Source organism: Kineococcus aurantiacus (genome assembly GCF_013409345.1).
Lineage (GTDB): Bacteria > Actinomycetota > Actinomycetes > Actinomycetales > Kineococcaceae > Kineococcus > Kineococcus aurantiacus.
This window is the reverse complement of record NZ_JACCBB010000001.1, coordinates 71,457-83,316: the sequence shown is the minus strand read 5'-3', so window position 1 is coordinate 83,316 and position 11,860 is coordinate 71,457. Positions and strand designations below refer to the sequence as shown.

Below are 11,860 nucleotides of genomic sequence, written 5' to 3'. Positions count from 1 at the left end.
GGTGGCGGCCCTCAGCGCGCGGTCGTCGCCTCGACGACCCGGACCCCGGCGGCCGCCAGGTCCGCGGCCTGCTCGGGCGCCACCGGGCCGTCGGTGACGAGCACGTCGACCCGGTCCAGCGGGCAGATCCGCGCGAACGTGGTGCGGCCCAGCTTGGTGGAGTCCGCGGCGATGACGACCCGGCCGGCGACGGCGGCCAGCTGGCGGCTGGCCTCGGCCTCGCCCTCGTGGATGGTCGTCGCGCCGAAGCGGCTCGTCAGGCCGTCGACCCCCAGGACCACCAGGTCGAGGGAGAAGTCCTGCAGCGAGGACCCCACGAGCGGCCCGACGAGCTCGTAGGACTTCGCGCGCGGCACCCCGCCCGTCACGACGATCTTCACGTGCTCGCGCACCGAGAGCTCGTAGGCGATGTTCAGCGCGTTCGTGACGATGGTGACGCCGAGGGAGCCGAACCGCTCGCTCGACCCCAGGGCCCGCGCCACCTCCGTCGTCGTGGTGCCCCCGTTGAGGCCGACCGAGGCCCCCGGCTCGACGAGCTCGGTCACGGCGCGGGCGATGGCGAGCTTCGCCTCGGCCTGGCGCGGGATCTTGTACTGCAGCGGCAGCTCGTAGCCCGAGCCGAGCACCGCCGCACCGCCGTGGGTGCGGGTCACGAGCCGCTGCTCGGCCAGCAGGTTCAGGTCGCGCCGCACGGTCGCGGTCGAGACGCCCAGGGCACCGGAGACCTCGGCGATGGACACGTTCCCGCGCTCGGTGACGAGTTCGAGCACCCGGTTCAGGCGCTGCTGGGCGGTCATGGCACGGACTCCTCGGTCAGGGGCTCCCGGGGCCCGGGAGCACCCAGGATGGCACGGTTACCGTTGACGCGGGTGCTCGACTCTGATCAGAATGCGCGTTGTGCGCTCACGATCGATCAGAGCAGGGGAGCGCGCGGTGATCGGGATCGACGTCGGCGGCACGACCGTCAAGGGCCTGGCGCTGGACGCCGGCGGCACGGTCCTCGCCGAGCACCGGGCCCCCACCCCCGCGCCCGACCCCGACGGCCGGCGCGTCGCCGCCGCCGTCGGCGAGGTCGCCCGCGCCCTCCGGCACCGCCCCGGTGACCCCGTCGGCGTGGCCCTGCCGGGGATCGTCGACGAGACCACCTCCACGGCGGTGCTGTCGGCGAACCTCGGCTGGGCGGACGTCGCCTTCGGGGACCTCCTGGGCGACCTCCTGGGGTCGGGGGCGCTCGTGTGCCACGACGTCCGCGCCGGTGCCGTCGCCGAGGCCCGAACCGGCGCGGCCCGCGGGGCCGGCGGGGTCGTCGCGTTCGTGCCCGTCGGCACCGGGATCTCCGCGGCGGTCCTCCTCGACGGGGTGCCCCTGGTCGCCGGGGGGTTCGCCGGGGAGATCGGCCAGCTCGTCCTGGCCGACGGGCCCTTCCGCGGCCGGCGCACCGAGGACGTCGCCTCCGCCGCCGCCACCGCCCGCCGCGCCGGGCTGCCCGGCGCCGTCGACGTCGCCCGCGCGATCCGGGCGGGAGACGCTGCCGCGCAACGGGTGTGGTCCCAGACCGTGGACGTCCTGGGGCAGTCCCTCGCCGGCCTGGTGGCCGTCGTCGCCCCCGACGTCCTCGTCGTCGGCGGTGGGCTGGCGCTGGCCGGGGACCTGCTGCTGGACCCCCTGCGCACCCGCCTCACCGACCTGCTGCCCGGGTTGCGCGTCCCCCGCCTGGTGCCCGCCGCGCACGGGGACACCGCAGCCGCCCGCGGAGCCGCCCTGCTGGCCGGGGACGCTTCGTGAACTCCCGGGCGAACCGCGTCGTGGTCGTGACGCCGAACCCGGCCCTCGACGTCACCTACCGGGTGGACCGCCAGCTCGTGGGCGAGACCGTGCGCGTGCGCGAGGTCCTGCACCGCGCGGGCGGCAAGGGGCTCAACGTGGCCCGCGTGCTGCACACCCTCGGCGTCGGCGTGCACACCGTCCAGCCGCTCGGCGGGGACGCCGGCCGCTGGATCGCCGCCGAGCTGCACCGGTGCGGGATCGGCTGCACCGCCGTCGAGATCGACGGCGCCACTCGCAGCACCGTGACCGTCGTCGACGACGTCGCCCACCCCACCGTCCTGGCCGAACCCGGCCCGGGACTGACCGGGCAGGACTGGTCGCGCGTCGTCGCCGCGGTCCGGGCGTGCGGGCCGGGGGACGTGCTCGTCATCTCCGGTTCCCTGCCGCCGGGTGCGGCGGACCTCGGTGAGCTCGTCACCGCCGGCCGCGCCGCCGGGGCCCGCGTCCTGGTCGACGTCAGCGGCCCGGCGCTGCTCGACGCCGCGCGCGCGGGCGCCGACCTGCTCAAACCCAACGCCGAGGAGGCTCGCCGGGCCACCGGGACGTCCGCCCTCGACGACGCCGTCGACCGGCTGCTGGAGCTGGGGGCCGGCCGCGTCGTCGTCTCCGACGGCGCCGCGGGGCTGCTGTCCGCCGGTCCCGCGGGCCGGGTGCACCAGCCCGCGGTCCCCGGGGTCACGGGGAACCCCACGGGCGCCGGCGACGCCGCGACCGCGGGCCTGGCCGCGGGCTGGGTCGCGGGCGCCGACCCGGCCACCGCCCTGCGCTGGGCCGCGCTGCTGGGGGCGGCCGCCGTCCTGCGCCCGGGCGCTGGGGAGATCGACCCGGCGGACCTCCCGGAACTGTCCGCACGCCTCGAAGTCCCCACCACGAGAACGGAACCCCCGTGCCTGCTCAGACCCTGCTGACCGACGCCCGCGCCGCCGGACGCGGTGTCGGCGCCTTCAACGTCGTCCTGCTCGAGCACGCCGAGGCCATCGTCGACGGCGCCCAGCGCGCCGGCCTGCCGGTCGTGCTGCAGATCAGCCAGAACTGCGCCGCCTACCACGGCGGTCTGGCCCCGCTGCTGCTGGCCACGCTCGAGATCGCCCGGACCGCGACCGTCCCGGCCCTCGTGCACCTCGACCACGCCGACGACGAGGCGCTCGTCCGGACCGCCGTGGAACGCGGCGTGCACACCGTCATGTTCGACGGCTCGCCGTTCGGGCACGCCGAGAACGTCGACCGCACGCGGCGCGTCGCGCAGTTCTGCCACGCGCAGGGGGTGCCCGTCGAGGCCGAGCTCGGCGAGGTCGGCGGCAAGGACGGGGTCCACGCCCCCGGCGCGCGCACCGTCCCGGCCGAGGCCGCCGAGTTCGTCGCGGTCACCGGGGTCGACAGCCTCGCCGTCGCCGTCGGCAGTTCGCACGCCATGACCGAGCGGACCGCGGTGATCGACCTGGACCTCGTCGCCGACCTCGCGGCGGCCGTCCCCGTCCCGCTCGTGCTGCACGGTTCCTCCGGCGTCCCCGACGACCAGCTCGCCGCGGCCGTGCGCGCCGGCGTGACCAAGGTGAACATCTCCACCCACCTCAACGGCCTCTTCACGCGCGCCGTGCGCGAGTCCCTGACCGCCCGGCCCGAGCTCGTCGACCCGCGCCGGTACGTCGCCCCGGGGCGCGAGGCCGTCGCGGCCGAGGTCGCCCGGCTGCTGGCGCTGCTGGCCCTGCACTGAGCCCGCGGTGTCCCGTGCGCGGTCAGGCGGACGTCGTGCCCACGGCCGACCGGGACGGCGGGAGGGGGAGCCAGTGCAGGCGTTCCCCCAGCCCCAGGGGTGCGCGCGCGAAGGCGTGCTCGACCTCGGCCCGTCCTTCGTGGAAGTGCTCCCACCCCTCGTAGTGCACGGGGACGATCGTGCGCGGGCGCAGCAGGGAGCACAGTTCGACCGCCTCGGTGGCGGTCAGGCTGTAGTGCGCCCGACCGGTCACCGGGAAGCGGACGGCGCCCAGGTGCAGCAGGACGGTGTCGACGCTCAACCGGGCCGGCACCTCGCGGACGGCGTCGTACAGGACGGTGTCCCCGCTCATCCACAGCACGCCGTGCTCCTGCGTGGGCCAGGACAGGGCGAAGCCGACGACGGCGCCGGCGACGGGACGGCTGAAGCGCGGCCCGTGCCGGCACGGGGTGGCGGTGATGGTCAGGTCCTGCCGCGCCGACCCGGGCGGGGCGGTGAGGGTGGTCTGCTGCCACGGCCGCAGCCCGCGGCACCGGCCGCGCAGGTGGTGGGCGCCGGGGACGGTGGTGATGACGGTGCCGGCGTCCCGCAGCAGTTCCCGCCCGGTGTCGTCGAGGTTGTCGGCGTGGTGGTGGTGGCTGAGCAGGACGACGTCGACGGGGCCGACGTCCTCGGCGGCCAGAGCGGGCCCGGTGAGCTTGCGCGAACCGGTGCCCCAGCCGAAGGAGTAACGCCGTCCGGGGGCGTCGAAGGTGGGGTCGGTCAGGATGCGCCAGCCGGCCGCCTCCAGCAGCACGGTGGGTCCTCCGACGTGCGTGATGCGGACGTCCTTCACGGAGTGCTCCTCACGGGCCGCTGGTGGTGGTCGACCGTCGGGCAGGCGGCGGCACTGAGCGCCGTCCCTCGTTCCCGGCTCCCGGAGGTCACCCCTTGAGGAAGCGCAGGAGGTCGTCGCCGAGCTGCTGCTTGTGGGTGTCGGTGATGCCGTGCGGGGCGCCCTCGTAGACGATCAGCTCGGCGTCCTCGACCAGGGCGGCGGAAGCCCTGCCGCCGACGGGGAAGGGCACGACCTGGTCGTCGTCACCGTGGACGACCAGGGTGGGCACGTCGAAGGCCGCCAGGTCGTCGCGGAAGTCGGTCTCGGAGAACGCCGCGATGCTGTCGTAGGCGTTCTTGTGCCCCGCCTGCAGACCCTGGCGCCAGAAGGCGTCCTGGATGCCCTGGGAGACGGTGACCCCGGGACGGTTGGCGCCGAAGAACGGCCCGGCGGCCAGGTCCTCGTACAGCTGGGAGCGGTCGGCCAGCGAGCCGGCGCGCAGGCCGTCGAAGACCTCGACGGGCACCCCGTCCGGGTTGTCCTCGCGCTGCACCATCAGCGGCGGCACGGCGCTGACCAGGACGGCCTGGGCGATGCGGGAGGTGCCGTGCCGGCCGATGTAGCGGCTGATCTCCCCACCGCCGGTGGAGAAACCGACGAGGGTGACGTCGCGCAGGTCGAGGGTTTCCAGGAGCGCGGCGAGGTCGTCGGCGTAGTGGTCCATGTCGTTGCCGTCCCAGACCTGGGTGGAACGCCCGTGCCCGCGCCGGTCGTGCGCGATGGCGCGGTAACCGGCGTCGGCGAGCTGGTGCTGCTGGGCCTCCCAGCTGTCGCTGTTCAGCGGCCAGCCGTGGGCCAGGACGACGGGGCGGCCCCGGCCCCAGTCCTTGAAGAAGATGTCGTTGCCGTCGGGGGTGGTCACGAAACCCATCAGAGGTTCCTTCCGGTGGTGAGCGGGGGATGGGCGGAGGCCGACGGGTGTCGGTCCGGTGCCGGCCCTGCGGTGGGCCGTGCCGACGGTCTAGTCGTCGACGACGTTCTCGACGACCTCGTGGAGAACGTCGAGGTGCTGGCCCCCGGACGAGGAGCGGGTGGGGAACCGCAGCGCCCAGTCCAGGGCGTCGTCGGCCACGGCCTGCCAGCCCTCGACGACGGCGCTCAGGTGCGGGCGGCCGGGGAACTCGTGGATCTCGGTCACCGCCCCGGTCTTGCGCTGCGCCGTGAAGATGGCGCGGCTGAGGGAGGCGGGCACGGTGTGGTCGGCGCCGTTGGCGTGGATCAGCAGCGGGGGCCGGTCGCTGTTGGTCAGGTCGACGGCGTTGGCGGCCCGGGGACTGAGCGCTGCGGTGGCGGCCTGCCACAGCGGCAGGCCGGGTGTGGGGGCCCAGTGCTGCTCCCACAGCTCGTCGGACTCCGCGCGGGTGAGGGTGTTGGCGAAGGCGTAGTGCCACTGGCTCCTGGTCAGCGCCACGGTGCGGTGGCGGTTGGCGGGACTGCGCAGCACCGCCCAGCCGCTGCGCAGGGTGCTCAGCGGCAGCTGGTTCACGCCCTTGATGGAGGCCGGCGAGATCGCCCCGCCGGCCGAGCCGAGCCCGCGGTCCAGCAGGAGCTGCACGATGAGCCCGCCGAAGGAGTGCCCGATGAGGATCGGAGCCTGCGGCAGCGCGGCGATGGTGCGGGCGTAGGCGTCGACGATCTGCGTCAGACCCACGTCGTCGGTGCGGTCGCCGCTCAGGCTGCGTTCGCGCAGCTGCGCCAGGGGCACGTCCATGCCCGGCCACTCCGGGGCCAGGGTGGTGTGCCCCCTGGCCTCGAAACGGGTGCGCCAGCCGGCCCAGGAGGCGGAGCTGAGCCACAGGCCGTGGACGAAGACGACGGTGCGGTTCCCGGCTGCGGGGTCGGGTGCGGGGTCGGTGGGCATCGTGCTCACCGGCCGGCCGCGCTGCGGATGACCGCGGTGACCTCGTCGGGGTGGCTCATCATCACCACGTGCGAACTGCGCACCTTGGTGACCTCCGCCTTCATCCGCTCGGCCATCGCGAACTGCGCCGGGACCGGGATCAGGCCGTCGCGGGTGGCCACGACGTAGGAGGACGGGATGGTCTTCCACGCCGGGACCCCCGAGGGCTCGATGAGGGAGGACAGCACGCCGGGGCGCTGGGTGGCGGCCATGACGGCGACCTGCTTCTCGGGCAGGTCGCCGGCGAAGATGCGCCGGAACTGGGTGGGGTCGACGTAGGCGTCGGCGTTCTGCGTCCCGCTACCGGGGAAGGGGCGCAGGACGAGGTTCTCGACGACGTCGCTGTGCCCGCCGCCGAGCTCGTTGGCCGCCGCGACGCTCTCTCCCTGGGCCAGGCCGTAGGCGGCGGCGTACACCAGGGCCTTGACGTGGGGGTTGCCGGTGGCGGCGTTGGTGATGACGGCACCGCCGTAGGAGTGCCCCACCAGCACCAGCGGGCCGGTGAGGGTGGACAGGAAGGTGCGGAGGTAGTCGGCGTCGGAGGCCAGGCCCCGCAACGGGTTGGCCGGGGCGATGCAGGTGTAGCCGCACCGCTGCAGCCGCTCGATGACCGCGTTCCAGCCCGAGGCGTCGGCGAAGGCGCCGTGCACGAGCACGATGGTGGGCCGACCGCGCCCGGGCGCCGTCGTGGGCGCCGCGGCGGCGCTGGTGCCGGCGCCGAGGGCGGCCAGCGGGGCGGCCAGGGCGGCGGCCAGCACGGGCCGGCGGGCGAACCGGGCAGCCTTGCGGGCGGTGGACGTCTGGGGCCGGGAGTCGGGGTCGGTGCCGGGGGTGGTGGAGGGTTCGGGGTTCACGACGTCAGCTCCTCGTGGGGTGGGGTGGTCGCTCGCGCCGATCGGCGAGGTCGACCGGCAGGACCGGGTTCACGCGACCGGGTCGTCGACCGGGTCCGTCGATCGAGCGAGGCGGGTGGTGGTGCTGCGCGAGGGGTTGGGAGTCGATCGTGCGGGTGTCGGCTCGCCTCTGCCCTCGAGAGCGTGATCATCGTGACGCCGGCCGGGCACGGCGGGTATGCGACGGTCGACTGCATCGACGACCGTGCTGCACGGTCCGATGACTGAGGCGCGGTCGGACGGTGACGCGGGTCTGCTCCGTCAGTGGCCCGGGTGGCCCGTGACCGGGGGAGGCGGTGCGGTGGTGCCGGACCGGTCCCGCCCCGCAGGACCCGCCCCGCAGGACCCGCCGCGAAGGACCCGCCGCGCAGGAGGTGCCGTGAGCCTCTGCTCCACGGCACCCGCGTCAAGTGGAGGCGGACGACCGCTGCAGGTGCGCCATGGCCGCGCGCAGGTGCGCGCGCCCGCTGATGCCGAGCTTGGGGTAGAGGCGGTACAGGTGCGAGCCGACCGTGCGGTGCGACAGGAACAGCCGCTGGCCGATCTCGCGGTTGCTCAAACCCTCGGCGGCCAGCAGCGCGACCTGCAGTTCCTGGGCGGTCAGCTGCTCACGAGCCTGCGGCAGCGGCCCGGCGCTGTCCTCGCCGCTGGCGCGCAGTTCCTCCCGCGCCAGCTGGGCCCACCCCGCGCCCAGGGCCTCGAAGGTGTCGCGGGCTTCGCGCAGGGGGCCCCGGCACTCCAGGATGCGCTTGCGCCGGCGCAGCCACGAGCCGTACGCCAGCAGCAGCCGGCCGCGGTGCACCGGCCACTGCGACAGGTCCAGCGCGAAGGCGGCGGCGAAGGCGGCTTCGCGCTCTGCTTCGGGGCACACGACGGTGCGGGCGTAGGCCACCGAGGCGATCAGCGCCGGGGAGGGCAGCACCTGGCTGCGCGCCTCGTAGCGGGCCAGGACCTGCCGGGCCTCGGGGGTGCGCCGGGCGCGGGCGGCGGCGTCGGCCAGGTCCGGCAGCGCCCACCCGGACATGTCGGGGTGGAAGCTGGGCGACGTGGGGTCGAAGCAGCGCAGCAGCAGTTCGAAGGCCTCCTCGTGCCGGCCGGCGAAGGCCGCGGCCAGGCCCCGGGTGTGCTGGGCGGCTTCGGCGACGAAGTGGACCCCGGCGGCGTCCGGGTCGGCCAGCACCCGTTCGGCGTGGGCCGTCGCGCCCACCGACTGCCCGCGCATCGCCTCGTGCAGGGCCTGGGTGGCGCGAGCGGCCAGCGCCCAGAAGGCGTCGGCGGACTCCTCGGCCAGTGCGGTGGCCTCCTCGGCGTCGGCGCGCAGCGCCGGCCAGTTCCCCAGCCACAGGCGGATGAAGCTCACCGAGGACATCGTGCGGGCCAGCAGCGCCGCTCTGCCCTGAGCGCGGTAGCCGGCCGCGGCGGTGGCCATGTAGGAGGAAGCGGTGACGAAGTCCCCCAGGACCAGGGCCGCCCCGCCCAGGAAACGCATCGCGTCCACGTCGGAGCGGTCGGGCACCAGGTGCGCCAGGCGCTGCAGCACGCTGGCTCCCCGCGGCTGGGACTGGGCGTAGGCCTCGATGGCCAGGGTGCGGGGGTCGTCGGGGTGCAGCCCCAGCCGGTGGAACACGTCGACGACGTCCTGCCCGCTGCTCTCGGGGACCGCCCCCCACCAGCACCGCGACGCCGCGCGCCAGCACACCGCCACCGCCAGGTCGGTCAGGTCCTGCTCGACCAGCTGCGCGGCCAGCCGGACCAGGTCGCCGACGCGGTCGGCGTCGTGCAGGTCACCGGGGTCGGTGATGTCCTGCACCAGGACCAGACGTGCCCGCGCGGCCAGGTCCATGCTGTGCCAGTCGGCGCGGGAGACCAGTTCCACCGCGCGGCTGCGGTCGTTGAGCTGCGAGGCGATCTCGGCCGCCCGCAGCAGCAGCGAGGTGCGCCGGACCGCGTCCTCGCTCAGCGAGGCCGCCCGCTCCAGCGCGTTGACCGCCACGCCCAGCGCGCCGCGCTGGAGGGCGCGGCCCGCGGCCGCTTCCAGCTCGCTGGACACCTGCTCATCGGTGGCCAGGGTGGCTGCGGCCCGGTGCCAGGCCCGCCGGTCGGGGTCGTCGGCCAGCACGTCGGCCACGGCGGTGTGCACGACCACGCGCTCGACCATGCTGGCGGCGGAGTACACCGCTGCGCGCACCAGCGGGTGGCGGAAGCGCAGCCGGTGCCCGTCCGTCAGCAGCAGCCCGGCGTCGACGGCCGCCGCCAGCGCCGGAGCTGCCACCGGGGGTCGCGTCGACGCGGGCGAGTCCGGGGCAGGTGGGGACGAGGCTCCGCCGAGGAGTTCGCCGGCCACGGTGAGCAACGAGGTGAGCGGCAAGGTGGTGTCGACGGCCAGGACCGTCAGCGCTGCCCGCGTCGGGCGCGGCAGCTGGGCGAGCCGGTCGGCGAAGGCGTTGATCAGCCGCTCGTTCACCGGCAGCAGACCCTCGAGGGCCTCCGTGTGCGCCGGCGAGGCCGAGTCCAGGCAGCCGGGCAGCTCCACCAGGGCCAGGGGGTTCCCGTCCGCCACGTCCAGCACCCGTTCACGTTCCTCGGCGCCCAGTCCTGGAGCGCTGGCCCGCAGCAGCCGCCGCGACGCCTGGTCGTCGAGGCGGTGCAGGTCCAGCTGCGCGAGCCCACCGGCGGTCAGGACACCGGGGTACTGCTCGCGCACCGCCGCCAGGACCACGACCGGCTGGTCGCGCAGCCGGCGGCAGACGAAGCCGATCACCTCCAGCGTCTCCGGGTCCAGCCAGTGCGCGTCCTCGACCAGCACCAGCAGCGGGCAGGCGGCGGCGCGTTCCTCCAGCAGTTCCAGGACGGCCAGGCCCAGCGTGAAGACGTCGGCGGGGTGGTCGTTCTCGCCGAAGGCGGCGCGCACGGCGCGCTGCAACCGGTCGGTCAGGTGCGGCACCTGCTCGGCCATCGGCCTCACCAGCTGGTGCAGGCCGGCGAAGGGCAAGGCGGCCTCGGCCTCGGCGCCGGTGATGGACAGCGTGCTGAAACCTCGCTGCCGTGCCCGTCGGAGGGCCGCCAGCAGCAGACTGGACTTGCCGATGCCCGCCGGGCCACGCACGACCAGCGCGCTGCCCTGGCCCGCGCCCGCACCGGCCAGCACGTCCTCGAGCAGGGTCAGTTCCGGCTGCCGACCGTGCAGCGGCGCCGACTCCTGCGGCCGGGCCGGGGCTGCCGCCGGCGTCGCCGCGTCCCTCGCACCGGGTGCTCCCGCTGGAGCCGCGCCCGCGGCGGACGGCTCGGTCGAGGTCCTGCGTACCGCTCCTCCCGTCCCCACAGGCGAAGGATAGGGTTCCGGCGGTGCACGGATCGGGGCCCAGAGTGCTCACTCGGGGTCTGTGGGTGCAGAGTCGTCGCGTCGTCAGCAGGCCCACCGGTCACGCACACCCCTGGTGCACGCGTCGTCGGCGTCCTACCGTCGTCCCCAGCAGCTTTCCCGGTCCTTCGGCCACCCGCTCGGCGGTCACGAGCCGTCCCAGGAGGAGGTGCTGTGCCTGTCCTGCTGGACACGAGTTCGCTGCCCGCGCACGAACGGGCGGACGCGGTGCGCGCCGCCCTCGAGGGCGCCGTCTCCAAGGCCCGGGTCTGGGCACCCCCGGACGCCTGCTCGCGCATCACGCGGTGGGACCTGGGTCCGGGGGCCCACGTCATCCACCACGCCTCGCGCGGGCACCGGCTGACCCGCACGCGGCAGCACCTGACCTCGGACACGGCGGAGCGGATCTCCGTCGGGGTGTCGACCCGCGGTTCGATGCTGTTGCGCCACCGGGACACCCTGCTGGGGGACCGGATCGGTGAACTGCAGCTGATCGACCTCACCTCACCCTACGACCTGCTCGTCGAAGGTGATTCGTGCGTCCACGCCGTCACCATCGACTGCTCCCACCTCGGGCTGCCGGTGGACGCCGTGCGCCGGGCCGTCCCGCTGATCTCCAGGAGTCCCCTGTACTCGCTGGTGCGCCGTCACCTGCTGGAGCTGCCCGACGCGGTGGACACCCTGCCCGCCGGGCCGGCGCTGGGGATGCTGGGAACGTCCACCACGGAGCTGGTGCGGGCCCTCATCGCCTCGGTCTCCGAGACGTCCGACCGGACGGTGCGTGAGGCGCTCCACGAGTCCCTCTTCGTGCGCATGACCACCTTCATCCAGCAGCACCAGCGCGACACCGACCTCACCGCCGACAGGCTGGCGGCACGGTTCGGCGTCTCCGTCCGCGCCGTGTACGCGGCCTTCGCCCGCAACGAGGAGTCACTGGCCGAGTGGGTCATCCGCGGGCGTCTCGAAGGCGCCCGGCACGACCTGGCGACCCACGCCCGCGACTGGGGGGCCGTCGGCCGGGTCGCGGCCGCATGGGGGTTCAAGGACGCCCGGCACTTCGCCCGGCGGTTCCGCGACCACTACGGGATGTCCCCGCGCGAGTGGCAACGACGCTGCGCGGCACCGTCGGCCGACGGCTGGGCGGGGAGCGGGTCCTCGTCGGCGCGCCGCGGCAGGGTCACCACCTGAGTCGGGGACCGGGGGTGTCGAGGCGCCTGGCACCGGGCCGATCACCGCGGTCGTCCCCACGGCCCCGGTCCTGAGCCGACCGGGGAACCGCTGCCGACGG

Annotated in this window: 10 protein-coding genes; 4 read left to right on the top strand and 6 right to left on the bottom strand. The window is 75.2% G+C overall.

The genetic code is table 11. The features are described 5' to 3' along the window. Positions 1–11: 11 nt before the first annotated feature. Positions 12–797 (bottom strand): DeoR/GlpR family DNA-binding transcription regulator, encoded by a 786-nt coding sequence (locus BJ968_RS00415; RefSeq protein ID WP_179748254.1) that lies wholly within the window; start codon positions 795–797, stop codon positions 12–14. Positions 798–933: 136 nt separating this feature from the next. Between BJ968_RS00415 and BJ968_RS00410 the strand changes: the two genes are divergently transcribed. Genes BJ968_RS00410 through BJ968_RS00400 form a run of 3 tightly spaced genes read left to right on the top strand, consistent with a single transcriptional unit; the run spans position 934 to position 3,541 of the window. Beyond that, entirely contained in the window at positions 934–1,785 is an 852-nt protein-coding gene (locus BJ968_RS00410; protein ID WP_179748252.1) for an ROK family protein, read from the top strand. Further along, positions 1,782–2,735, top strand: a complete 954-nt coding sequence (locus BJ968_RS00405) for a hexose kinase (protein ID WP_179748250.1) — start codon at positions 1,782–1,784, stop codon at positions 2,733–2,735. The genes BJ968_RS00410 and BJ968_RS00405 overlap by 4 nt, the downstream gene beginning before the upstream one ends. After that, on the top strand, positions 2,714–3,541 hold the full coding sequence (locus tag BJ968_RS00400) for a class II fructose-bisphosphate aldolase (protein WP_179748248.1): 828 nt from the start codon (positions 2,714–2,716) through the stop codon (positions 3,539–3,541). Before BJ968_RS00405 ends, BJ968_RS00400 begins: the two co-directional genes overlap by 22 nt. A gap of 22 nt (positions 3,542–3,563) precedes the next feature. Here the strand turns inward: BJ968_RS00400 and BJ968_RS00395 are convergent, their stop codons facing one another. The 5 genes from BJ968_RS00395 to BJ968_RS00375 form a co-directional block, all read right to left on the bottom strand. Then, positions 3,564–4,376 (bottom strand): MBL fold metallo-hydrolase, encoded by an 813-nt coding sequence (locus BJ968_RS00395; RefSeq protein WP_179748246.1) that lies wholly within the window; start codon positions 4,374–4,376, stop codon positions 3,564–3,566. 88 nt (positions 4,377–4,464) lie between these two features. Then, positions 4,465–5,289 (bottom strand): alpha/beta fold hydrolase, encoded by an 825-nt coding sequence (locus BJ968_RS00390; protein WP_179748244.1) that lies wholly within the window; start codon positions 5,287–5,289, stop codon positions 4,465–4,467. 90 nt (positions 5,290–5,379) lie between these two features. Continuing rightward, on the bottom strand, positions 5,380–6,279 hold the full coding sequence (locus BJ968_RS00385) for an alpha/beta hydrolase (protein WP_179755908.1): 900 nt from the start codon (positions 6,277–6,279) through the stop codon (positions 5,380–5,382). Between the two features lie 5 nt (positions 6,280–6,284). After that, complete coding sequence (locus tag BJ968_RS00380; RefSeq protein WP_218884653.1) at positions 6,285–7,172, bottom strand: alpha/beta fold hydrolase; 888 nt, start codon at positions 7,170–7,172, stop codon at positions 6,285–6,287. A gap of 445 nt (positions 7,173–7,617) precedes the next feature. After that, on the bottom strand, positions 7,618–10,533 hold the full coding sequence (locus BJ968_RS00375; RefSeq protein ID WP_343077723.1) for an ATP-binding protein: 2,916 nt from the start codon (positions 10,531–10,533) through the stop codon (positions 7,618–7,620). A 213-nt stretch (positions 10,534–10,746) separates the two neighbouring features. On the opposite strand from BJ968_RS00375, the gene BJ968_RS00370 reads away from it, so the two are divergent. After that, positions 10,747–11,760: a helix-turn-helix domain-containing protein gene (locus BJ968_RS00370; RefSeq protein WP_179748240.1), complete on the top strand. Its 1,014-nt coding sequence runs from the start codon at positions 10,747–10,749 to the stop codon at positions 11,758–11,760. Positions 11,761–11,860 lie beyond the last annotated feature (100 nt).